This is a genomic window from Actinomyces urinae (assembly GCF_900119695.1).
Lineage (GTDB): Bacteria > Actinomycetota > Actinomycetes > Actinomycetales > Actinomycetaceae > Gleimia > Gleimia urinae.
Map to the genome: position 1 here is coordinate 775,277 of NZ_LT632547.1, position 23,054 is coordinate 798,330.

20 protein-coding genes and 1 pseudogene are annotated in these 23,054 nt (G+C 57.3%); 11 read left to right on the plus strand and 10 right to left on the minus strand.

Features of this window, described 5'->3' with window-relative positions:
- Window positions 1–24 precede the first annotated feature (24 nt).
- The 4 genes from pta to BQ7114_RS04830 all read left to right on the plus strand — a co-directional run bounded on the left by pta (window position 25) and on the right by BQ7114_RS04830 (window position 5,807).
- Window positions 25–2,085 carry a phosphate acetyltransferase gene (pta, locus tag BQ7114_RS04815; RefSeq protein ID WP_072342706.1) on the plus strand — a complete coding sequence of 687 codons (2,061 nt, stop codon included), beginning with the start codon at window positions 25–27 and terminating at the stop codon, window positions 2,083–2,085.
- A 14-nt stretch (window positions 2,086–2,099) separates the two neighbouring features.
- Window positions 2,100–3,293, plus strand: coding sequence for an acetate/propionate family kinase (locus BQ7114_RS04820; protein ID WP_072342708.1), 1,194 nt, complete (start codon window positions 2,100–2,102; stop codon window positions 3,291–3,293).
- Window positions 3,294–3,438: 145 nt separating this feature from the next.
- Window positions 3,439–5,451, plus strand: a complete 2,013-nt coding sequence (locus BQ7114_RS04825) for an NAD(+) synthase (RefSeq protein ID WP_072342710.1) — start codon at window positions 3,439–3,441, stop codon at window positions 5,449–5,451.
- 2 nt (window positions 5,452–5,453) lie between these two features.
- Entirely contained in the window at window positions 5,454–5,807 is a 354-nt protein-coding gene (locus BQ7114_RS04830) for a hypothetical protein (protein ID WP_072342712.1), read from the plus strand.
- A gap of 61 nt (window positions 5,808–5,868) precedes the next feature.
- On the opposite strand, the gene BQ7114_RS08995 is transcribed toward BQ7114_RS04830, so the two are convergent.
- The 4 genes and pseudogenes from BQ7114_RS08995 to BQ7114_RS04845 all read right to left on the minus strand — a co-directional run bounded on the left by BQ7114_RS08995 (window position 5,869) and on the right by BQ7114_RS04845 (window position 9,876).
- A complete protein-coding gene (locus BQ7114_RS08995) occupies window positions 5,869–6,381 on the minus strand; it encodes an MFS transporter (protein ID WP_230205969.1) in 513 nt (170 codons plus the stop codon).
- Window positions 6,382–6,539: 158 nt separating this feature from the next.
- Window positions 6,540–7,163, minus strand: a pseudogene (locus BQ7114_RS09140) (hypothetical protein); the annotation flags it as partial.
- A gap of 55 nt (window positions 7,164–7,218) precedes the next feature.
- Complete coding sequence (locus tag BQ7114_RS04840) at window positions 7,219–8,619, minus strand: class II fumarate hydratase (protein ID WP_072342714.1); 1,401 nt, start codon at window positions 8,617–8,619, stop codon at window positions 7,219–7,221.
- A 132-nt stretch (window positions 8,620–8,751) separates the two neighbouring features.
- Entirely contained in the window at window positions 8,752–9,876 is a 1,125-nt protein-coding gene (locus BQ7114_RS04845) for a GuaB3 family IMP dehydrogenase-related protein (RefSeq protein ID WP_072342716.1), read from the minus strand.
- A 92-nt stretch (window positions 9,877–9,968) separates the two neighbouring features.
- On the opposite strand from BQ7114_RS04845, the gene BQ7114_RS04850 reads away from it, so the two are divergent.
- The gene (locus tag BQ7114_RS04850) at window positions 9,969–10,658 is read left to right on the plus strand and encodes an exonuclease domain-containing protein (protein ID WP_072342718.1); all 690 of its coding nucleotides are present in this window, start codon (window positions 9,969–9,971) and stop codon (window positions 10,656–10,658) included.
- 55 nt (window positions 10,659–10,713) lie between these two features.
- Here BQ7114_RS04850 and guaB read toward each other — a convergent pair whose 3' ends face one another.
- From guaB to BQ7114_RS04865, 3 genes are all read right to left on the minus strand, one after another.
- Window positions 10,714–12,219 carry an IMP dehydrogenase gene (gene guaB / locus BQ7114_RS04855; RefSeq protein WP_143236854.1) on the minus strand — a complete coding sequence of 502 codons (1,506 nt, stop codon included), beginning with the start codon at window positions 12,217–12,219 and terminating at the stop codon, window positions 10,714–10,716.
- A 146-nt stretch (window positions 12,220–12,365) separates the two neighbouring features.
- Window positions 12,366–13,619, minus strand: coding sequence for an AGE family epimerase/isomerase (locus tag BQ7114_RS04860; RefSeq protein ID WP_072342722.1), 1,254 nt, complete (start codon window positions 13,617–13,619; stop codon window positions 12,366–12,368).
- Window positions 13,620–13,653: 34 nt separating this feature from the next.
- Entirely contained in the window at window positions 13,654–14,592 is a 939-nt protein-coding gene (locus tag BQ7114_RS04865) for a MerR family transcriptional regulator (RefSeq protein ID WP_072342724.1), read from the minus strand.
- 205 nt (window positions 14,593–14,797) lie between these two features.
- Here BQ7114_RS04865 and BQ7114_RS04870 point away from each other — a divergent pair, with 205 nt between their 5' ends.
- Window positions 14,798–15,091, plus strand: a complete 294-nt coding sequence (locus tag BQ7114_RS04870; protein ID WP_034506846.1) for a WhiB family transcriptional regulator — start codon at window positions 14,798–14,800, stop codon at window positions 15,089–15,091.
- Between the two features lie 54 nt (window positions 15,092–15,145).
- Here BQ7114_RS04870 and groES read toward each other — a convergent pair whose 3' ends face one another.
- A complete protein-coding gene (groES, locus tag BQ7114_RS04875) occupies window positions 15,146–15,442 on the minus strand; it encodes a co-chaperone GroES (RefSeq protein ID WP_016444087.1) in 297 nt (98 codons plus the stop codon).
- A gap of 157 nt (window positions 15,443–15,599) precedes the next feature.
- Between groES and BQ7114_RS04880 the strand changes: the two genes are divergently transcribed.
- Window positions 15,600–16,856: a THUMP-like domain-containing protein gene (locus tag BQ7114_RS04880; protein ID WP_230205971.1), complete on the plus strand. Its 1,257-nt coding sequence runs from the start codon at window positions 15,600–15,602 to the stop codon at window positions 16,854–16,856.
- Window positions 16,857–16,908: 52 nt separating this feature from the next.
- Here the strand turns inward: BQ7114_RS04880 and BQ7114_RS04885 are convergent, their stop codons facing one another.
- Entirely contained in the window at window positions 16,909–17,337 is a 429-nt protein-coding gene (locus tag BQ7114_RS04885) for a hypothetical protein (RefSeq protein WP_143236795.1), read from the minus strand.
- 391 nt (window positions 17,338–17,728) lie between these two features.
- On the opposite strand from BQ7114_RS04885, the gene BQ7114_RS04890 reads away from it, so the two are divergent.
- The 4 genes from BQ7114_RS04890 to BQ7114_RS04905 all read left to right on the plus strand — a co-directional run bounded on the left by BQ7114_RS04890 (window position 17,729) and on the right by BQ7114_RS04905 (window position 21,887).
- Entirely contained in the window at window positions 17,729–18,802 is a 1,074-nt protein-coding gene (locus BQ7114_RS04890) for a peptidoglycan-binding protein (protein ID WP_072342730.1), read from the plus strand.
- Entirely contained in the window at window positions 18,799–19,476 is a 678-nt protein-coding gene (locus BQ7114_RS04895; protein WP_072342733.1) for an ABC transporter ATP-binding protein, read from the plus strand. The genes BQ7114_RS04890 and BQ7114_RS04895 overlap by 4 nt, the downstream gene beginning before the upstream one ends.
- 256 nt (window positions 19,477–19,732) lie before the next feature.
- Window positions 19,733–20,611 (plus strand): ABC transporter permease, encoded by an 879-nt coding sequence (locus BQ7114_RS04900; protein WP_230205972.1) that lies wholly within the window; start codon window positions 19,733–19,735, stop codon window positions 20,609–20,611.
- Between the two features lie 91 nt (window positions 20,612–20,702).
- A complete protein-coding gene (locus BQ7114_RS04905; protein WP_072342739.1) occupies window positions 20,703–21,887 on the plus strand; it encodes a glutamate--cysteine ligase in 1,185 nt (394 codons plus the stop codon).
- Between the two features lie 123 nt (window positions 21,888–22,010).
- On the opposite strand, the gene BQ7114_RS04910 is transcribed toward BQ7114_RS04905, so the two are convergent.
- On the minus strand, window positions 22,011–23,048 hold the full coding sequence (locus BQ7114_RS04910) for an extracellular solute-binding protein (RefSeq protein WP_072342742.1): 1,038 nt from the start codon (window positions 23,046–23,048) through the stop codon (window positions 22,011–22,013).
- Between the last annotated feature and the right edge of the window lie 6 nt (window positions 23,049–23,054).

A 23,054-nucleotide genomic window follows, 5' to 3' on the forward strand; every position in this document is an offset into this window, starting at 1 on the left:
TAAATTATTTAGAAGGAGATAGTTTTGGCACGCACGCTTTTCGTTGCCTCTCCAGAGCCTCGCACCGGTAAACCAATGGTGACTATCGGGCTGGCTTCATTTTTTATTGAAAAAGGTATGACGGTTGGCCTCCTGCGCCCCATTGTGCGAGACCGATCCACCGACGCGATGCTGAACATCTTCAACAACGGCACCGTTATTTCCGGCCCCGCAGTTGGCGCCCTCACCTATGACGAGTACATCGCGGACCCTGATTCCGCTTTGGAAAGCATCGTGCGCACACACCGCAAGCTGTCTGAAAACGTTGATATTGTCATCGTTTCGGGCTCCGATTTTGAAGGCGTCGTTGGCTTTGACGAGTTCGAGTTCAACTGCCGAGTAAGCGCCAACATCGGGGCGCACATGGCCGTTGTGCTATCCGGTATTGACCGCACTCCAGAGGACATCATGGACGCGGGACGCCTGGCCGTAACTACCGCTCGCCAGGAGTTCGCGCACGTTGCAGGCGTGGTTATCACGCGCGTCCCAGAGGACAATGTGGATGACTACCGCCGCAAAGTCGAGAAGATCCCTACCTACGTGATCCCGGAAGACCCGTTGTTGACCGCCCCTCGCGTCATCGACATTATGAACTCCACCAACGCCACACTGGTAAATGGGGACCGCGCAAATCTGCTTCGCGAGGCCGAGAGCGTGCTTGTTTGCGGCATGAACTCCACACACGTGCTTGAACGGCTACAGGATGGCCAGATCGTTATTGCCGCAGCGGATCGCCCCGAGCTTTTGATGACCGTTGCCGCAGCACACGCGGTTGAGGGCAAGCCGAGCCTCGCCGGCCTCATCCTAAACGGCGACTTTGAACTGTCCGCGCAGGTTATGGACCTGGTCGGCAAACTCGTTCCAGACCTACCGATCATGACCGCCTCGACCGGCACTTTTGAAACCGCGGACAGGGTTTCGCGCACCCGCGGCCCCGTGCACCTACACACCCCTCGCAAACTTGAGCGTGCTATCGAACTGGTTCGCGCCTCAATTAATCCGGCCGCGATGGAAGCCATTTCACAGGCGCCTGGCACCGCGCACGTCACGCCGCTCATGTTCCAGATTGATCTGCTTGAAAAGGCTGCGGCCAAGCGCATGCGCATCGTTTTGCCTGAGCCCGACGATGATCGTATTTTGCACGCTACCGACACGATTGTGCGGCGCGGCGTTGCCGATGTGATTCTGATTGGCGATGAGGAGGCGATTCGCGCCCGTGCAGGCGAGCTAGGCGTCGAACTGGCGAACACGCAGATTGTGTCCCCACAAGATCCCGAGCTTTTAGAAAAGTATGCGGCTGAGTTTGCCCGCCTGCGCGCAAAGAAGGGCGTGACTTTGGAGCAGGCGCGCGAGAAGGTCCAAGATGTGTCCTACTTTGGCACCATGATGGTACACATGGGAGATGCGGACGGCATGGTTTCAGGTGCTGCCCACACCACGGCGCACACCATCGTGCCGTCTTTCCAGATCATCAAGACCAAGCCCGGCACCTCGATCGTGTCTTCCACCTTCCTCATGCTGATGAAGGATCGCGTACACGTTTACGGCGACTGCGCTGTGAATCTGGACCCGTCGGCCGAACAACTTGCCGACATCGCGATTTCGTCCGCTGAAACCGCCGCCCAGTTTGGGGTGGAACCTCGCGTTGCGATGATCTCCTACTCCACCGGCACCTCCGGCCACGGCCCGGACGTGGACAAGGTTCGGGAAGCCACCGAACTCGTACGTCAAAAAGCACCCGGCCTTGCCGTTGATGGCCCGCTTCAGTTTGACGCATCCATCGATCCGGTAGTTGCCTCGCAGAAAATGCCAAACTCGGACGTAGCCGGAAAGGCCACCGTGTTCATCTTCCCCGACCTCAACACCGGTAACACCACGTATAAAGCCGTGCAGCGTTCCTCCGGCGCTGTTGCCGTAGGCCCCATCTTGCAGGGCCTCAACAAGCCGGTCAACGACCTTTCGCGCGGCGCCCTCGTGGAAGACATCATCAACACGGTTGCAATCACCGCCGTGCAAGCCCAAAGCATCAACAACGAGCAGAACTAGACAGGAAGCAACCAATGAGTGAAACTCCTCCCCGGGTGCTTGTTATCAACTCCGGATCCTCATCGCTCAAATACCAGCTGGTAGAGCCTGAAGACGGCATCTCCATCGCCTCGGGTATCGCTGAGAGAATCGGCGAACCCGTGTCTCACACCGAACACCGATTCGGAGACAAAGAGGTTGCGATGGACCAACCGATCCTCGACCACACCGCAGCACTGCGCGAAGCCCTGCGCCTATTCGACCAGGTTGGGCCAAAGCTCGAGGAAGCCAACATCGTGGCAGTTGGACACCGCGTGGTCCAAGGTGGCAGGTATTTCTCTGGCCCCGCCCTCATTGATGATCAAACGCGCAACCTAATCGACCAGTTGTCCCCGCTAGCACCGCTGCACAACCCCGCCCACCTAAAGGGCATTGACGTAGCGCGCAAGATGCTTCCAGACGTTCCTCACGTGGCAGTTTTTGACACGGCTTTCTTCCAATCTCTGCCCGACGAGTCGGCAACATACGCGTTGGAAAAGGAAACCGCGGACAAGTACTCGATCCGCCGCTACGGTGCACACGGAACCTCGCACCAGTACGTCTCTGGCCGAGTCCATGACCTGCTGGGACGCAAGCGCATCCGCCAAATCGTACTCCACCTTGGTAATGGAGCGTCCGCTTCCGCGGTCGTAAACGGCGAGGCCGTAGACACCTCGATGGGTCTAACCCCCCTCGAGGGCCTTGTGATGGGCACGCGAACCGGTGACATCGACCCGGCGGCTGTATTCCACCTCATGCGTAATGGCGGCATGAAGATCGATGAGATCGACACGCTGTTTAACAAGCGCTCCGGTCTTAAAGGCCTTACCGGCGACAACGACATGCGTGTCGTTCGCGCCCGCGCAAACGCCGGAGATAAGGAAGCCCGTCTTGCCCTTGACGTCTTACTACACCGCCTGGTCAAGTACGTTGGCGCTTACGCTGCCGAAATGGGTGGTCTGGACGTTCTCACGTTCACCGCAGGTATTGGCGAAAACGACTCGGCTCTACGCCAAGAACTGTGCGACAAGCTGAAGATGTTTGGCATCACGCTAGATCCGGTTGCAAACGTTTTGCGTTCAAAGGATCCGCGCACAATCTCGGCCTCCGACTCGAAGGTGCGAGTAATGGTTGTGCCTACCAACGAGGAGCTAGCCATCGCCCAGCAGGCGATGTCGCTGCTTGACTAAAGCACTGTGGCGCCCCGCTCCCGCGAGAAATCGACCGAGCTGTTCGGTTTTGTTCACGGACCGGGGCGCCATTTCAATTTGGGCTCTAAAATCGTAATCAGGGATAACCAAGCCCTGCTTTACCTGCCATTCGTGAAGGAAAAACATGTACGACTTTCACTCCCCCATCGCAAACGGGTTTGCCCGTGTGACGGCAGCAAACATCCCCATCAAGGTTGGGGATCCCGCCGCGAACGCGGCCAGCATCATTGAAGCAGCCAAGCGGGCGAGCGAAGCCGGAGCAAGCGTCGTCGTGTTTCAAGAGCTCACGCTGGTAGGAGTAACGGCAGACGATCTGCTGTTCCAAGACACTGTGCACGAGGAATGCGAAGCTGCGATAGAGACCATCAAGCAGGCCTCTGTCGATTGGCCCCTAGTAGCTCTGTTTGGCACTCCTCTACGGGTAAGTGGCAAGACTCTGAACGCCGCAATCGCTGTCACCCGCGGCCAAATAGCAGGAATCTGGTTTGATCCCGCCCAAAACGACCCGATGCGAAAACGCTGGTTTAATTCCTGCTCTGATGCCTCCCCCGCCTACTCGGTCATATTGGACCAACCGCTATTTGTTGCGGGTGAGATATCTCTGACGGTCCTGGATATCCCCGGCCTATCTATCGGCGTGCAATTGCACGAAGCAGTCGACTACGAGATACAGGCAAAACGCGGCGTTAGCCTGGTTGTGAGCTTGGGAGGAGCACCCGCGTTTGCGGGGACAGCGCGCCGTCGTTTGGCCCGGGCGCGTGAGGCCTCACGAACCGCAAAACTCGCGGTTGTGTACGCGGGTGCTGGCCAAGGCGAGTCCACAACCGATTACGCGTGGGACGGGCAGACTTTCATCGTGGAGGCCGGCGAGGTACTGGCACAAAACGACCGGTTCGGATCCGGTGTACGCCTCACTTATGCCGATATTGATCTGGCTCGACTGCAGGCAGAGCACAAGCTTTCAAGCCCCGCGCAAGAGGAAATGTTTGCCAGCCAACAGGTGCGGGTGCAACCGCGCAGCGACTGGACGCTAGAGCGCAGGCTTCCCCGCTTCCCTTATTTGGATACGGATCCGGGGCTTTGGGAATCTGACCTCGAGGACATGTTTGGCCTGCAGGTCCAGGCTCTGATGCGCAGACTTGAGGCCACCGGAAACCCGCACCCGGTTATCGGCATATCCGGCGGGCTAGATTCGACCCACGCCCTCCTCGTGTGTGTTGAGGCGATGGAGCGCATGGGCCGGCCACGCACCGACATTTTGACCTTCACCATGCCGGGCTTTGCCACTACCTCGCACACGAAGAACAATGCGACGAAGCTGTGCGAGGTTCTGGGCACAACGTTTGAGGTGATCGATATTCGCGATACCGCCCGCCAAATGCTTGCCGACATGGGGCACCCGTTTGGACGCGGCGAAGAAGTGTACGACGTGACGTTTGAGAACGTGCAGGCGGGTCTGCGCACCGATTTCTTGTTCCGCATTGCCAACGGCAGGCGCGGCCTGGTGATCGGTACGGGCGACTATTCGGAGCTCATGCTCGGATGGTGCACGTTTGGCGTTGGCGACCACATGTCGCATTACAGCGTTAACCCGGGCGTGCCAAAAACGCTTATGCAGCATCTGATCCGTTGGATTATGGCCTCGAATCGTTTTGGCGAGGACGTAAATGACACGCTGGATTCGATTTTGAACACCGAAATCACACCGGAGCTGATCCCCACACGTGAAGGCGAAGAGGCCCAGTCTACGCAGGCAATGATCGGCCCTTACGCGTTGCAGGATTTCAACGCCTACTACCTGGTTCACCTGGGTCTGTCCCCAGAATTCACGGCTTTTCGCGCATTGAATGCTTGGAGCAATGCAGAAGAGGGTGTTTGGCCCGCCGGTTTAGAGGGAGTGGATCGCGCCGAGTTTAACCTTCAGCAGATCCTCACGTGGGAGCGCGTGTTCCTGCGTCGCTTCTTCACAAACCAGTTCAAGCGCTCCACCTTGGCAAACGGCCCGCGTGTACTTGAAGGCGCGAATCTGTCGCCCCGTGGTGGCCTGATGCTCGCATCTGATCTTTCGCCCGCGCCGTGGCTTGCGCGCATAGACAAGTTGGCTGATAGCCTCGACATCGAATTAGAAAAGAGGTAGCTGTGACTGCACTGCTGTTGATTTTTGGGGCACTATTCATAATGTCCGCTACTCTCGGCGTAGCTTTGATTGCGAGCATTGTGAAAGAGGACGCCTGGCAAGGTTCCCCCCTGCGTTTGCCCGTGCAGTCCGATGATACCGAGGTGGTTCGCCACGTGCACCGCGCGTCCTTGCCGATTCTGGGGGCCCTCGTGTTCATTGCTCTGGCTCACGGAGCCACCTTGCTGATCCTAGCTTTCTACCCTTCGGTGACCGTAGCCGTGAAAGTGGCGGTCATCGTCGCGGGCCTCGTAACCGCCACAGGCTTGGCCGCCACGATCATCTCTTACGCAAAACACCCGCACGTGAAGCGCTGAACCACGTTTATAGTTTTGCTCCGAGGCCACTTGAATGGCCTCGGAGCAAAATCATTTTGGACTAATCTTGTACGGGTTTGCGCTCTTCAAGCACAACCGTAGAGGCGATGACCAGAACGCCTCCGATAGGCAAGATCACGATGGGCGCCAGCAGGGACGTTGCGACAACCGCTTGGCCTAGAAGCGGTGGCAACAGCAGGAATGACACGCGCATGAGCCAGGAGACCACCATGAGGCCAACCCCCGGTTTCAGTCCGGGGACGTCGTCTGCGGCGTTCATTGCCAACGGAACGGTGGTGGCAGCGCCAAAGCCCGCTGCGGCGAAGGCAATGACGGTGACGAAGATGTTTTGGAATAGGAGGGCCGCGCTCATACCAACAATGATGAGAGTACCACCCATCAAAATGGTGTGCTTCGCGCCAAGCTGATCAACAAACCTGTCCCCCGTAACGCGACCCAGGAAGTGGAAAGCAAGCATGCACACGTAGGCTGCGGGAGCGAGGGCCGCTCTGGCCCCCAGGTAGTCACGCATGTAGAGCGTGGACCAAGATTGCGCGATGTCTTCGACGAGCACACCGGAAATCGCCAGAAGTAGCAAAAGCGCAATAACGAGGGGAACAGACCAGTTTTTCCAGAGAGCCGGTGAATACTGGGTTCGTCTTGATCTTCCCCGTCACGTCCCGGGAGGGTGCACTTGCTGGCGATGAGGGCAACGAGGCTGAAGAGGACTCCGGCAAATCCGATGTGGTAGCCGATTGGAACGGCGAGCGCGGTGGCTACCATAGCCATCAGTCCTCCGGTCATTGCACCCAAGGACCAGGAGGCGTGGAAACTGTTAATAATGGAGCGTCCGTAGCGTTTTTGTACGCGCAGGCCGTGCGCGTTTTGACCCACGTCAACGATTGCATCTGTTGCTCCGCCGAGCGCGAAAAGAAGGGCGAATGGGACTACGAGGATAGCTCCCCCACCCTGCGCAACGGCTACCAGGATCGCCGAAAGAGTCAGCGCGATTCCAATCAGGAACGTGCCGTAGGCCGCTACTTTAGCGGAGGTAAAACGTTCCACGAACTTCGCGGCGAAGGGCCCGCCAATGATGGCGCCTAGCGGGAACGCCGCGATAATGAGGCCGTAGCCTCCTGCGGTTAGTCCGAATGCGTCTTTTAGTTCTGGGAACCTCGGCGCGAAGTTTGCAAACAGTGCGCCGTTGGTGAAGAACAGTGCGGTTACGCCCGCACGCGCTCTAGCGACATCAGCAGAAACCAACTTGCCTTGCCCTTTCAAAAGTGGATCTCGGTTGATTGTGCCAAAGTCAGCGCACACTTTCCAACTACCGATTATGCGAGGAAACCGGGCCACACAGATAAAAAGACTCGCGTCCAACCTTGCTGGACGCGAGCCTTTTTCAGCTTTGCTAGTTGGCCTTCGGATGGGTCATGGACGCCACATCGAGGGCTTCATCAAGCTGTGCTTCGGTGATCTCACCGCGCTCTACGAATCCGAGGTCAATCACGGCCTCGCGAACCGTGATGCCCTTAGCTACGGAGTGCTTGGCGATCTTCGCGGCGTTCTCGTAACCAATGATGCGGTTGAGCGGGGTAACGATGGACGGCGAGGACTCGGCAAGCTCCTTGCAACGTTCAACGTTTGCGATCAGGCCGTCAACCGTGCGCTTTGCGAGGACGGTGCAGACGTTGCCAACGATGTTGATCGACTCGAGGATGTTGCGAGCCATGACGGGCAGCATCACCAGCAGGTCAAAGTTGCCCTGTGCGCCAGCGAACGCGATAGCCGCGTCGTTACCGATAACCTGGGCTGCAACCATGACGGTGGCTTCAGGAACAACGGGGTTAACCTTGCCCGGCATGATCGAGGAGCCCGGCTGCAGGTCAGGCAGGTGAAGTTCGCCGATGCCGGTGCGCGGGCCGGAGCCCATCCAGCGCAGGTCGTTAGCGATCTTGGTTAGTGACACTGCGATGGTGCGCAGGGCGCCGGACAGTTCAACGAGGGAGTCCTGGGCGGCCTGAGCTTCGAAGTGGTTGCTGGCTTCCTTGAACGGAAGGCCCGTGTTCTCGGCGATGAGCTCGATGACGCGCTCGGAGAAGCCGGCTGGGGTGTTAATGCCGGTGCCCACAGCGGTGCCGCCAAGAGGGAGCTCGTACAGGCGCGGCAGAGCAGCGTGCACACGGTCGATGCCGTAGCGGATCTGGGTGGCGTAGCCGGAGAACTCCTGGCCGAGCATGATCGGGGTTGCGTCCATCAAGTGGGTGCGGCCCGACTTCACAACGTCCTTGTACTCTTCAGCCTTGGCTTCGAGCGACTTCGCGAGGGTTTCAAGCCCGGGCAGAAGAACCTCATCAACGGCCTGAGCGGCAGCAATGTGGATTGACGTGGGGAACACGTCGTTAGAAGATTGTGACGCATTTACATGGTCGTTCGGGTGTACCTTGTCGCCCTTGATACGGGTGGCGAGGGTAGAGATGACCTCGTTGGTGTTCATATTCGAGGACGTGCCCGAACCGGTCTGGAAGACGTCGATGGGGAACTCACAGTCGTGCTTGCCGGCAATGACCTCTTCGGCGGCTTCACGGATAGCGTCCGAGGTGGCCTGGTCGATGACGCCGAGCTCGAGGTTGGCAATCGCGGCAGCGCGCTTCACCTGGCCGAGTGCGGCGATGTGGTGATCGGAAAGTCCGCGCCCGGAGATCGGGAAGTTCTCAACTGCACGCTGCGTTTGTGCGGCGTAGAGGGCGTTCTTGGGAACGCGAACTTCACCCATCGTGTCGTGCTCAATGCGGTATTCGATTTCGGTCATTAGTTCTCCTTCATCGTTGATCGCGCGACGTGCGCGCACTTACTTCTATTGTCTAACACGGGGGCCATGCTGGGGGCGGTTTGCACGCATGCCCAGGCAGGCGGTGCCGTATCGAATATTGGTGAGGAACCTTTAGTGCGGTTCGTAGGGCGCCACCACCATGTCCACGCGTTGGAGTTCTTTGACTTCCAGGTAGCCGGTGGTTGCCATGGTGCGACGGAGCGAACCGATGTAGTTAACGGTGCCGTCGGCGCGTGAGGACGGGCCGAAGAGGATTTCTTCCATGCTGCCAACTGTGCCCACGTGTACGCGGTGTCCGCGGGGAACTTCGGGGTGGTAAGCCTCCGATCCCCAGTGCCATCCGCTTCCGGGGGCTTCTTTGGCGCGAGCGAGGGCTGCACCGAGCATGACTGCATCCGCGCCGCAGGCGATTGCCTTGGGCAGATCTCCAGAAAGCCCAATACCTCCGTCAGCGATGATGTGCACGTACCTACCGCCAGATTCGTCGAGGTAGTCGCGCCTAGCCGCCGCAATGTCCGCGAGCGCTGTTGCCATGGGTGCGTGGATTCCGAGGAGTTGGCGGGTGGAGTGCGCGGCTCCCCCACCAAAGCCCACGAGCACGCCGGCCGCTCCCGTCCTCATTAGGTGTAGGGCGGCGTTGTAGTTGGCTACCCCGCCCACGATGACGGGCACTTCGAGTTCATAGATGAAGCGCTTTAAGTTGAGTGGCTGCACCCTGCTGGATACATGTTCTGCAGATACCGTGGTGCCGCGAATGATGAACAGGTCAACTCCGGCATCAACAACGTAGCGCCAGTACTTTTGGGTGCGTTGCGGGGAGAGCTTGCCGGCAACCACAACTCCGGCCTCGCGAATCTGGCTAAGGCGCTGGCCGATGAGTTCAGGCTTTATGGGCTCGGCGTAGATTTCTTGAAGCCGGCGGTTAGAGGCGCGCGCAGGTAGGCCGCGGATTTCCTCGTAGACGGGTTCGGGGTCCTCATACCTGGTCCACAGGCCTTCGAGGTCGAGGACGCCAATGCCACCCAGTTTGCCTAGTGCGATCACGTTTTCGGGGCTCATGGCCGAGTCCATTGGCGCGCCAAGGACGGGAATATCCACGTTGTACGCGTCGATTTGCCAGGACGTGTTAACGTCTTCAGGGTCGCGCGTGCGCCGGGAGGGGACGATTGCCACGTCGTCCAGCGAGTATGCGCGGCGGGCTTGTTTGCCGCGTCCAATGTTAATCGTCTCAGTCACACTTCCATGATACGAGCCTTGCGTGATGCTTGTTCAAATAGTTGTCCGTATGGGCGTATAAGCTCTACGTAGTGAAACGTTAAGGAGGATCCATGTCTTGGATTGCCGGCCCGTTCTTGGGTTTTGATACGGAGACTACGGGGGTTACTCCAAGTAGTAGCCGGCTGGTTACAGCCTCGATTATTTTTCGAGGAGAGGACGTCGATGAGGTCTCGAATTGGCTGACGGATCCGGGTGTTGAGATCCCCGAAGCTGCCCAGAAGGTACATGGGATAAGCACGGAGTATGCGCGCGAACATGGGCGCCCGCACCTCGAGGTGTTGGAGGAGGTCGCGCAGACTCTAACCCAGGCGCTCGGTAGTGGTATTCCCGTGGTTGCGTTTAATGCGGGGTTTGACCTGGGGCTCATGGAGGCCGAACTCGCCCGCATGCAACTACCCACGCTGACGCAGCGTTTAGGTGCGATCCGCCCGGTTATTGACCCGCTGGTACTTGATCGCGCTCTTGTTCCCAGGCGACGCGGCAAACGCACCTTGGCAGACCTAATGAAGGCCTATGGCGTTAGTGCCGATGAGTCTTTGCACGATGCGGAAGTGGACACGCGCGCAACTTTAGATCTGCTGGGGCAAATGATTCGAAAGCACCCTCGCCTAGCAATGTACAGCCTGGACAATCTGCACGAGTATCAAAAACAGGCGCACGCGATTTGGGCTGCCGATTTTGAGGCGTACTTGCATAGCAAAGGCCGGGAAGCCCATATCAACCGCACCTGGTTGGTTTAGCTTCCCGGCCTGCAGCTACGCTAATTCAGCTGGTTGCCAAGTACTCCTTGGCCCGCTACCCCTCGTTGATGTGGTAGTTCGGGGCTTCGGACGTGATCTGAATGTCGTGCGGGTGCGACTCGCGCAGGCCCGCTGGGGTTACGCGAACAAACCGGCCGTTCTCCTTTAGCTTCGCAATGGTGGGCGCGCCAAGGTAGAACATCGACTGATGTAGGCCGCCAACCATCTGGTAGATCACTGCAGCTAGCGAGCCCGAGTAGGGCACCTGGCCTTCAATGCCTTCGGGAACGATCTTGTCATCCGAAGACACGTCCGCCTGGAAGTAGCGGTCCTTTGAGTAGGATTTACGTCCGCGCGAGCTCATTGCGCCAACGGAGCCCATACCGCGGTAACGCTTGTACTGCTTACCGTTGGTGAATACGAGGTCTCCCGGAGACTCCTCACAACCGGCAAGCACGGAGCCAATCATCACGGTGTCAGCGCCCGCAACCATGGCCTTCGCGATGTCGCCCGAATACTGCAGGCCACCATCAGCGATGAGCGGCACGCCCGCCGGCTTGCAAGCAAGCGATGCCAAGTAGATCGCGGTTACCTGGGGGACGCCAACCCCTGCTACCACGCGCGTGGTGCAAATGGAGCCGGGGCCTACGCCCACCTTCACCGCGTCCACGCCCGCATCAATCAGTGCTTGTGCGCCTTCGGTAGTGGCAACGTTTCCGCCAATAATGTCGATGCCAGCAAAACGCTCATCGGACTTGATTCGGCGAATCATGTCCAGCGCCAACTGTGCGCCGCCGTTTGCGGTATCAACAACCAGGACGTCTACGCCTGCTTCCGCGAGCGCCACTGCGCGATCCCACGAGTCGCCCCAGTAGCCCACTGCCGCGCCAACTAGAAGACGACCCTCCGCGTCTTTTGCCGCGTCCGGGTACTGCTCGGTTTTAACGAAGTCTTTAACGGTGATGAGGCCCGCTAGGCGCCCCTGGTCATCAACGATGGGGAGCTTCTCAATGCGATTCTTCGCGAGGAGTGATTTCGCTTCTTCGCGGCCGATCCCAACGGGCGCGGTGATAAGCGGCGTGGGAGTCATGTGTTGTTCTACTGTTGCGGTTGCCCACTCGCTCGGAGGGATAAAGCGCAGGTCACGGTTGGTGATGATGCCGTGAAGCTTGCCGTCCTCGTCTACAACGGGCAGGCCGGAAACTCGGTAGTGGCCACACAGTTCGTCTAGCTCCTCGATGGTGGCTTCCTTGTGAATTGTCACCGGGTCGCTAACCATGCCGGATTCGGATCGCTTAACCTGGCGCACCTGCTGCGCCTGATCTTCGATAGACAGGTTTCTGTGCAAGATGCCAATGCCGCCCTGGCGAGCCATCGCGATAGCCATGCGCGCCTCGGTAACGGTGTCCATTGCCGCGGACAGCATCGGGATTCTAAGAGTGATGTTCTTTGTTAGCTGCGCGGTCGTATCAACCTCGGAGGGCACGACGTCTGTGATTTCAGGCAGCAACAAAATGTCGTCATACGTTAGGCCGGTAAGGGAAAAAGGATTATCGATCATTTCGCTCACGCGACCAGTCTAACGCAGGGCGCAGGCCCGTCCCATCCGCGCCCGCATAGTGAAGAAAAGCTTCACACACTTGCACGCCCAGGTCCGAGTCTCGGTCCCTCAAAAATCTTCGCTCTTCTAGGCCAAGCGGCGGCCTGTTACGCGATAGCTTCCTTGATTGCACGCGCAAACGTGGGCGCAAGTGGAAGCTCGGGCAGCAGCAGCATTTGGGCCACGTGATAGGCGTCCGGCTTGCCGGGCCAGGTGACGGTGGATGGCTGATTATTCTCATCCAGCTCATGCCACCAGCGGCCCGGCTGCTCAATCAGGTAGCGCTCGCAGTAGTCCCACCAAGCCCCAGCGCGAGCTTTCAGATCTTCTGCCTTCGCTGCGTCACCAGCCACATACCCCTCGTTTCCTTCGAGGGCGCGCGCCAGCGTCACGGCCGCCCCTATCGCTTCACACGCCACCCAGTGCATACGCTCGCGCGCCACGGGATTGCCGTTTTGATCAATGGTGTAAACGAATCCGGGGGCGCCGTCCGCGCTCCACCCGTCCGCCACGGCGCGATCAAAAAGTTCGAGGGCACCCTCTAGCATCCAGTGCGACACTTTTTCTCCGCTACGCGCCAGCTGCGCCCCGGCGTGCAGGGCAAGACGAGCCCACTCAAACCCGTGCCCCGGCGTGAAACCGAACGGACGGAACGGATCCTTGGGCCGATCCCTGTTATAGTCCGGTAGCACCTTCCAGTTCTCGTCGAAATGCTCCGGCACGCGCCAATCGTTCTTCGAGGCTTCCTCAACAACCCAGTTCAGGATCGCCACCGCACGGTTAAGCCACTGCCTCTCATCCGTCGCGTCATATGCGGCCAGGTAGGACTCAACGGTGTGCATGTTCGCATTAACGCCGCGATACTTTTCGCATTCCACAAACTCGCGGTCATAGCTTTCGCGCACCTTAGCCTGGTCGCCCTCCCACCAGAACTCATCCTGCACTGACAGAGCTAGATCGAGCAGGTCCGAGGCGCCCTCGACACCCGCAATTTTTGCCGACGAGGCCGCTAACACCACAAACGCGTGCGCGTAGGCCATTTTGGTGCCATCAACAATCTGCACGTTATCCGCGTCGTGCCCGATGGTCGCGAACCATCCGGAATACTGCTGGTCATAGAAGTATGTGGAGAGTGTTTTGACGCCGTGAGCGGCAAGCACGCTGGCTTCTAGGTCGCCCATCATCGACGCCAGTGAGAACACGTGCGTCATGCGGCAAGTGATCCAAAGCTCCACGGGACGAGAGGAATCTACGGTTCCGCTTGCATCCAGGTAGCCAAAGCCGGTTGGCACCTGGGAGCCTTTTGCAAAATCGATTAGGGCGTCGAAGTGCCCGGCGCGTGTATCTGAATCGAAAGTCATCTGGCACTACTCCAATCGAGGCAGCGGAATAATACTAGTTAACCTCAGCGCATTCTGGGATGGAGCAGTTTCGAGCTGAGTCCACGGCTTCCTCTACGCATGCGGTTAGCGTGCGCAGGCGCGTGGCACCCGGGGCGGAATCCAACGGGCAGTGCCGGCCAACCAGAATCAGGTTTGAAAACCCATCGTCCACGCCTTCGATCACTTTTTCATCGGCTGAAAGCAGGCCTGTGAGGATCAGAACGTGCGCACCAAAACTGTCACGGTATTCTTTGATCGCTTCGCTAACATCTTGCGGGCAGATGTCCGAACCTTCCGCGGGCGCGGTTACGGGAACGATGCGGGCGGGAACGCCCTCCCATTCGAGGGCCACGCCAACAATATGGGCGCGCAGTTCATGTGCCGCATCACAGACAATGAGGACGGGGCATGCATCCGGGAATCCTGCGGAGTGTTCCGGCGCCTGCTTGGCTACCTGATACACGGCATACAACGTTGCCTGCGTGATTAGCGACCTGGGGGCGATGCCGGGTTTATCCCCTTTGGGCGGGTAGTAGGTGCCGCGCATCGCGGGGCCAATGTACTCGTGCCAGGTGTGTAGCAGGCCGTCTCGGGAGATCAGCACGTCAAGATTGCGCTGGAGGGAGTTGAAGTCGCCTTGGCGCGCTGTATCAAGAATTGACTCGACCGTAATTGCAGATTCACTATCGGTGAGAACTTCATCAGAAGATTTAATCGCTTGCGCCGCATCCGAAGGGAACACGCCGGAACGCACCAGGCGAACCATTTGTTCAAGTCGCTTCAGCTCAATCTCGTTATACCTTCTGCGCTTGCCCGGCTCGCGTTTTGGCCCAAGCCCATAACGGCGCTCCCAAGTACGGATCGTAGACGCGGAGACTCCCAGGCGCTGCGCAACCGTTGCGATGGTTAGCGGCGCGGGATTCATGTGCGCGCTTAGATCTGGGCGGGGCATTGTTCATCTCCAGTTTGGACAATTCTCAGAAATTATTAAGGTGCATCACCTATTAATATTGTTACGCCCGAAGAAGCGAAGCGCCACCGGAGCCTAACTTCATAAAAGTTTCGAACAATATGCGGAAGGGTCTTGAACAACTTTTGCATAACTAATAATATAGGTTCTGGTCGCAGACAGAGGCGATATGAAAGGAAGCAGAAGGATGACAGATATCTCCAGGCTTCCCGGTCCCGTAGCGGATCGGTGGGATTGGCAATACCTCGGCGCGTGTCGCGACATGGACACGGAACTTTTCTTCCATCCGGAAGGCGAGCGCGGCTCAACTAGGCGTCGCCGTGCGGAGGCCGCCAAGGCAATTTGCGCCTCTTGCCCCGTACTTGAACAGTGCCGCGAGCACGCCCTACGCGTACAGGAACCATACGGCGTATGGGGCGGTTTGACCGAAGAAGAGCGGCGCGAAATTATTAATCGTAAGAAGCGCTTCCGCGTAGCTTAAGCAACATACAAAGAATCCCACGCCAATGGCGTGGGATTCTTTTTGAAGAGCTAGTTACTTCTCAACGATCGCGAGGACATCGCGAGCAGAGAGAATCAAGTACTCCTCACCGCGGTACTTAACCTCGGTGCCGCCGTACTTGGAGTAGATAACAACGTCACCTTCGGAAACATCCATCGGAACGCGGTTACCATTGTCATCGACACGGCCCGGACCAACTGCAACAACGGTGCCCTCTTGCGGCTTTTCCTTCGCAGTATCAGGAATAACAAGGCCTGAAGCCGTAGTCTGCTCGGCTTCAACCTGCTGGATCACAATACGATCCTCAAGTGGTTTAATGGAGATCGACATTGGCCAACTCCCTTTCACATTCGTAGTTGAACTGCACGCATTTGCTGCATCCGCCGTCGCGGGTGGTCGGATACGGTAAGCGTTACATGTACAAGATTAGATCTTCGATTAGCACTCTTGCAAGCTGAGTGCCAAAAGTTGGATCCGAAGGAGCCTCGTGAGCATTTCTCCTATCGAGCTGGTTCTAAGGCCACTCCCCTGGCAAGCTTTGAGTGAGCTACAGGAACTCGACGAATCTGCACGTGAGGGCGCCGTCGCAAATTTTGAGCTTGAGGCGGGAGAACGCGCGGCTGTGCTCACGCAGCTGACATTGCGGAGGCAAGCCGAAGATAAGTTGGGCGAGTTTGCCCGCGCCATGATCTTCACGCGCGACGGTCTGGAACAGGCAACGAGGTTGCAGGTGGCTGCAATGCATGCCGCTCGGTTCAAGGACGCGGGAATCACCACGGTTGCGGACCTGGGGTGCGGCATTGGTGTCGATTCGCTGGCGATGGCCACTCTGGGCTTGCGCGTGCGATCGTGGGATATTAACCCGGAGGCCGTTGCCTGCACCAAGGTTAATCTGCGATTTATGCCCGATTGCGAGGCCAACCTGGGGGATGTAACCGCTCTCGACATTGAGCATTTAATTAGCGAGGGCGTGCAGGCGATCGTTGCTGACCCTGCCCGGCGCACCGGCGCCGCAGCTGGCGGGAGGCGCATTAGTTCGCCCGAAGAGTGGTCTCCCTCCCTCCCCGCCGCGCTGTCGTGGCGCGAGCCGCTGCGCGAGGGCGGCTTTGACGCGCTCGGACTCAAAGTTGCCCCCGGTTTGGCCTATGAGCATATCCCCTCTGATTTTGAGGCGAACTGGGTTTGTGTGGACGGGCAGCTACTCGAAGCAGGCCTGTGGAGCCCGGCGCTACAAAGCCACGGCCCAGGGCGCAGCGCCACCGTAATCAAGGGTAGTGAGGCATTTACTTTCAGACAGGCTTGCGACCCCTCGGAGCCGGCCAAACAGTTGGACAGCGCGGGCCTTGGCAAATATTTGTGGGAACCGGACCCGGCGATAATCCGCGCCGGCCTCATCGCCCAATTTGTAGACAGCACGGCGCTAGAAGGCCCGATTTCGCCATCTATTGCCTACCTGGCCTCAAACGAAATCGTTGCGGGGAAGGAAGGTAACGCGCTTACCGGATTCGAAGTGCTGGACGTGACGCAGCTACGGCCGAAAGCCGTCTCGAAGGCACTACGCGCACTCGAGCCAACCAGCGTGGAGGTCAAGAAACGCGGGACGGACATTAATCCCGCAGCCTTGCAAACGGCATTAAAACGCATTTTGGCGCCCCGAACGGCGGATCACAACAACCCCATTACCGTCATTGCAACAAGGGTTGACGGGCGTCACCAGGCAGTCATCGCAAAGCGGTTACATTAAACACGTGGAATCACTTCACTCGCCCATAACCGCGAGCGCACGCAGCCGAGGTTCACATGCCGGGAGGCATCTGCGGGCACTGTTGGAAAATCTCGTCAAGATTTCCTTCCATCGGAGTGATCTGAGCGAATGGAGACCACCCTGCCCCCACCTTGTCAGCTTTCGCTTGCGCAACGAAGGTGTCCTCACTGGGCGGGGCAGATATTTCGTACCCGAGGCCTTCAAGGCATTCCTTCTGCTTCACCCAATGGCGGTAAACAAGCCGAATCTGATCATCAGTTAAGGGCAGATCGTTTGGCGCTACTCCCACTTGCGCCTCACACTCGAAGCGAGATTGATTAAATGCGCCCATTTGTTCTTTTGTTACAGTGTCATCCTGGATCCCCCAGTTAACTTCTGTAGCTACGACATTGCTCCAGCCCGCATCATGCATACACTGCACAAGCGCACCCACCCACTCCTCCATGCTGGAGTACTTCAAATCCGAAGTGGAAATAGTGTTCCGAGAGGTCGGGACATCGCTATCGGCTGAAGGAATGCCACTGCACCCGGCGACGGTGAGGATCACGCAGGCAACGCCCGATAAACAAGCGAATCTTTTCAAATCATGCCGGTTCACGGCCTACCCGCAATGCAGTATGCATACGTTCCACCATAAGCGCCAAAACACTTGCCGCAACAAGAACACTTCTGATTCTCTTCATGGAGACCACCTATTCTGCAATTTGTTTGCGCTTGTGCTCATATAAACAGTCACCTAATCTACACACAATACCTATCCGCATTTTGGTACGAATACATTTCATAGTCCCGTCCATAACCGCTAATGGCTATATTTACAACAACAGTTTGCAATGCAGTGAGGAGCCACCGTGCAAGCGAAACTACGGTTACTATTTGCCGCTATCGCAGTACTTACCGTGGGCATCGTTACTGGCTGGGCAATTCGCGAACTGACTTTTCCTAAAACTGAAGTGTTTCAAGGCTCCGATTTTGCACTAGTTGCAGCTAAAGAAGGGGAACTTGCCCGCGATATACGGCTAGACGCTTCCTTGACGTGGGATAAGAGCGTACCAGTTATAGCTACGAGGTCCGGAATCTTGACCCGGCTGAGCGCGGGCGCTTCCAGCTCCTTCGAAAACGGTAGTGAGGTTTTCTCAATCGACCTTGCCCCCACCTTCGCATTGCACGGAGATATTCCGATCTATCGTGATCTTGCTTCTCAAGACGAAGGCCCTGATGTCAAACAATTCCAACAGTTCTTGACTGACACATCTGACGCAACCCTTGAAGCTACCGGTTACTTCGATGAGGCAACACGACAAGCAACTCGCGGTTGGCAGACACAACATGGTCTTGAGCAAACCGACGTCGTAGCCGCATCTTCATTTATCGCCATTCCACAGTTTCCCGCACGCATTAGTTGGGCTGAAGACACACGAGTTGGAATCCGCGTAGAACCCGGTCAGCTTCTTGGGGAAGCGTACTATGGTGAGCCCAGTTTCACGATTGAGGCGCCCGCCGCACAGGCAAGTATCATCACCAGCAACATGAGGGTCACGCTCCAATTCGGCGAAGACTCCTGGGAGGCCACGGTATCTGAAATCGGGGCGCCCAAGGATGATGGTTCCAGCACAGTCATTCTTGCTCCTGCTGCAGGCCAAGAATCAATCTGCGGCGACGGCTGCGCGGCGCTATCAAGCTCAACAGCGCGGATTCCAAGCCTCATTCACGTGGTTGAGCGTGTCGCTGGCATTGTCATTCCTACCGCGGCTATAACCAACGGCGACGACGGCTCTGCAGCCGTGATCGCGCAGGACGGAACCAAGCTACCGGTAACTGTTATTGCTACTGTAGGCGGGCAGTCAATCGTTGAAGGTGTGGATTCGGAGCAAGTGGTACGGGTTGGCCCAAATGCAGGAGCGCGCATTGAGGACACGCAGTGAGTGCCCCCGTCCTCGTCGCCGAAAATGTCAGTTTTCACTACCGTAAGCATCTGCCTCCTGTAGTGAACGACTGGACACAAGAGTTCTTCGCTGGCACTCTGTCCGCTTTGACAGGTCCTTCCGGCTGCGGCAAATCGACGCGCCTGTACCTACTGGCCCTCATGTCACAAATCGCTTCTGGATCGATTCACCTGTTTGGGCACCGAGTTGACGATTTATCCGAGGCTGAACGCGCCACCATCCGGGCACTCTATTTCGGATTCGTGTTCCAGGATGCCCTCCTGGATCCAACGAGGTCAGTGATTGAAAACATCACCGAACCCGCACTATACAGAGGCGAATCACCCGACGCGTATAAAAATCAAGCCCTTGAACTAATCGAACAACTACAGGTTGACATTCCCCCAGAACGCAAACCCACCCAGATTTCAGGCGGCCAAAGTCAACGCATTGCACTATGCCGCGCGCTGATAACAAGGCCAAAAGTGGTGTTTGCCGACGAACCTACGGGCAACCTTGACCCGGCTTCAGCCGCAACCGTTTTCTCCACATTGCGAGAGGTCGCCAACAAGGGCACATGCGTTATTCTCGTAACGCACGACCCTGAACTGGCAGAGCGTGCCGACACCCATCTTGTACTCCCCCAAGTCGGCGGGTGCTCGTATGAGCAATAACCATCCGGCTAGTTACTCGCCTCGACGAGTCAAAACGCGCTCAGGTTTTCGAGAGATTTGGAAATCTACGTTAGCCGCTCCGGTAACTTCCATCGCCCTATTCTTGGTTGTAGCAATTGCTAGTTGCGTCGTTGTACTAACGGCAGGACGAGGCGAGGGCGCGCAAGCACAGGTACTCGCGCAAATCGACTCTGCTGAAATTCGATCAGTCACACTGCATGACAATGCCGGTGCACTGGGGTTAGACACTAGCTGGGTGAGCGAACTCGAACGATACAGCGTGGTTGAAGCGGCAACTGGAATTGGACGCACTGTTGACGTAACTATTTCTGCGAATGAGGACGGCACCCGCGTGTCAGCAAGCGACATCTACACCACTTGGCTACCCGCCGTTGGTCACGCGTTTCCAACTCAGACAATGAAACACCCAACTAGTGCGTTAGCATCCCGAGGGGCTCTGCAAACTCTTGGATTCGAACGTGACACGGGAGTGGTTCGGGTTGTTCCCGAAGGGGAAGACATTGTCATCCGCGGCCCAATCGAGCTACCAGACTCTCTTGATTTTCTTGCAAACAGCGTGATTATTCCTCATAACGCAGACGAATCAGCACCAATAAGCTCTCTGGTTATAACTACGGCACGTGCAGAAGATGTCCCGCTTGTGCTCAAGATCGTTAGCAGTTATCTCACGGGACATTCGCCAGACGACTACAGCCTTGAGTCCTCAACTGACCTCGTTAACGTACGTGAGGCCGTGAAGGGAGAGCTCACCCGGAACAACTATGTGTCCGTACTGATTTCGGTGGGGGTAGCAGCCGCACTCGCAATGACACTCGTGTGGGCCGTCGCACTTCTTAAACGCAGAGACTTTGGCAGGCGTCGCGCGCTCGGCGCGAGCAGAAGAATGATTATCGGCCTGGTGACGGGACAAATGCTACTAATTGCAACCGTTGGGAGTATCAGCGGCACGGCGATCGGCGTCCTGGCGCTCGCGTTTTTGAAAGCCCCCTACCCCACTATTCGTTTCAGTCTCGCTCTAATAATCGCCATGACAGTGCTTAGCACACTGGCTTCTATAGTTCCCGCACTCTGGGCTGGAAACCGCGATCCGCTCACCGAGTTGCGCGTTCCGTAGCTTTCACGTCCTGTCCAAACAGGCAGGACGGCGCGTGCTTCCTTTAGACTGATCTCTGACTGCTGAAAACGCTGGAGACCTGGGGGACAGCATGAAATTCGAACAGTCTGAACGCGGCCTGATTGGCGTGGAGTGGGAACTCCAGATGATCGATAAGGACACGGGCGACCTCAGACAAAGTGCCGATGCCGTCATGGACATCGTGGAGTCTTTGGGCGATGTGCCGAACATCCACCGAGAGATGCTCCTCAACACCATTGAGATCACGTCGAAACCGCGACGCCTCGCCTCTGAATGTTTGGATGACCTGCTTGAGAACATCGCGATCATCCAGCCGGTGACCACGCCGATGCGCATCGACCTGGCAACCGCGGGCACGCACCCCTTTGCAACCCCCGCATACCAGCGCGTTACCGACACGGGCCGCTACAACGACCTCGTGGAAAGAACGCAGTATTGGGGCAGACAGATGCAGCTGTACGGTGTTCACGTGCACATCGGCATTGAGGACGCCGCCAAGGTTCTGCCCATTCTAAATGCCCTACTCACGCGGTTTGCGCATCTGCAGGCGCTGTCTTCTTCCTCGCCATACTGGGCGGGTGAAGACACCGGGTACGCGTCTAACCGCGCCATGTACTTCCAGCAGCTACCCACGGCCGGCATTCCGCGCCAGTTTGAGAAGTGGGATGACCTCGAGCGTTACGTTGAGGACGTGACGCGAACCGGCATTATCAGCGACTTCTCTGAGATTCGCTGGGATATTCGCCCCTCGCCAAAGCTGGGAACCATTGAGATTCGCGTTTTTGACGCAGCCACGAACATTCGCGAGGTGGGCGTGCTCGTTGCCCTCACGGCCACACTGGTTGAATACTATTCGCGCATGTACGACCGCGGCGAAGAACTGCCCCGTATTCCCGACTGGTATGTTGCGGAGAACAAGTGGAGGGCGTCGCGCTACGGCATGGAAGCCAACCTGATCGTTGACGAGGCTGGCAACCAGGAAGATGTGACAACCACGATCCGGAATATGCTTCCCGAGCTGCTACCCATTGCCGATGAGATCGGCTGCCGCGACGAGCTTGAGCATATTCACGAGATTATGCGCAAGGGAGCGGCCTACCAGCGACTCAGCATTGCGGCTGCGCGACACAAGGACGGCCCGCGAGCGATGGTTGAACTTATGCAGGCCGAATTCAAGGCCGGCCACCCGATCGACCCACTTACCTTCCTAGCCAGCAAACCCAACGAGCTCAAGAAAGAAGTGCGCCGGCAGTAGGAGCCGAGGCTATCCGATAGCAACCCTTTAGGGTAGGGCAAATAAAAGTAGTTGGGACAAGAACTGGAGGTTCTTGTCCCAACTACTTTGGATTCCAGAGGTAAGTTTCCTTACTCCTTTGTTTTACTGGTGTGCGGTGAACAGCTCAGTCCACTTAGCGACAACCTCATCTCGGTGTTCGGTGAGCCACTTAACATCCCTGTCTACCCACTTGATGGTGTCGGACTTCGGCAGGAATTCAGATTCGTACGGTTCCTTGGTTGTCACGCGAACGGTGCCAACTCCTTCAGCGAAAGCAACCTGGCCTTCAGGGCTCATAATGTAGTTGATGACTCGCTTAGCAAGGTCCGAGTTCGGACCGCCCTTGATCACCGCTGTTCCGAACGCGGTAGCGCTCGTGCCCTCCTCCGGGTAGACCATGCGGATGTTGTCGGTGCCCGACTTCAGCAGCGACGCAATGCCATCCTCATAGGTCAGTCCCACAACGTACTCTCCATCTGCTACTGCAGTGAACGGAATAGATGACGAGGATGCGATCACGAGGTCATTGCTCAATAGGTCATCGATGTACTTGTACGCCTCATCACTACCATTGCCGAAGACGGACATGATGTTAGAAATGTTGTTCCAGGCCGACGAAGACGAAGTGGGATCCGCCATGGTGATGCGGCCCTTTAGCTTCGGATCAAGCAAATCCGCGTAGCCCTTGATATTCAGCCCTAGCTCTTTTTCAAGGTCGGTGTTAACCGCAAATGCCACAGTCGAGAGGTGGTCTACGTTGTAGAAACCGTTTGGCGAGTGGTAGGCATCTTCAATGGTGTCTTCATAATCGGACAGCCAGTGCTCGAAAATGTCGGAGTGTGCATCTCCGTTAGAGACGTCCAAACCGCCCCACATCATGTCTCCCTGCGGGTTACCCGCTTCCGACTTGATACGTGCAGTCAGTTCGCCAGCAGAGCCATTCACGATCTCAATATCGATTCCGGGAAACTCTTGCTCTAGAAGATCCGAGAGGACATTGAGGTCATTCTCCGTCATCGAAGAATACAGCACGAGGCGATTATTCTCCCCGTCCGCAGTTTCACCTCCTCCACAAGCTGCTAGGCCAACACTAGCCAATGACAGAGCACCGACCACGGCGACGGCTTTTCTGAAACGCATTGTTAC

Coding starts and splice junctions, on each gene's coding strand:
- BQ7114_RS04820 (WP_072342708.1), top strand. CDS start 2,100: ATGAGTGAAACTCCTCCCCGGGTGCTTGTTATCAACTCCGGATCCTCA.
- BQ7114_RS04825 (WP_072342710.1), top strand. CDS start 3,439: ATGTACGACTTTCACTCCCCCATCGCAAACGGGTTTGCCCGTGTGACG.
- BQ7114_RS04840 (WP_072342714.1), bottom strand. CDS start 8,619: ATGACCGAAATCGAATACCGCATTGAGCACGACACGATGGGTGAAGTT.
- BQ7114_RS04850 (WP_072342718.1), top strand. CDS start 9,969: ATGTCTTGGATTGCCGGCCCGTTCTTGGGTTTTGATACGGAGACTACG.
- guaB (WP_143236854.1), bottom strand. CDS start 12,219: ATGATCGATAATCCTTTTTCCCTTACCGGCCTAACGTATGACGACATT.
- BQ7114_RS04860 (WP_072342722.1), bottom strand. CDS start 13,619: ATGACTTTCGATTCAGATACACGCGCCGGGCACTTCGACGCCCTAATC.
- BQ7114_RS04865 (WP_072342724.1), bottom strand. CDS start 14,592: ATGCCCCGCCCAGATCTAAGCGCGCACATGAATCCCGCGCCGCTAACC.
- BQ7114_RS04870 (WP_034506846.1), top strand. CDS start 14,798: ATGACAGATATCTCCAGGCTTCCCGGTCCCGTAGCGGATCGGTGGGAT.
- groES (WP_016444087.1), bottom strand. CDS start 15,442: ATGTCGATCTCCATTAAACCACTTGAGGATCGTATTGTGATCCAGCAG.
- BQ7114_RS04905 (WP_072342739.1), top strand. CDS start 20,703: ATGAAATTCGAACAGTCTGAACGCGGCCTGATTGGCGTGGAGTGGGAA.
- BQ7114_RS04910 (WP_072342742.1), bottom strand. CDS start 23,048: ATGCGTTTCAGAAAAGCCGTCGCCGTGGTCGGTGCTCTGTCATTGGCT.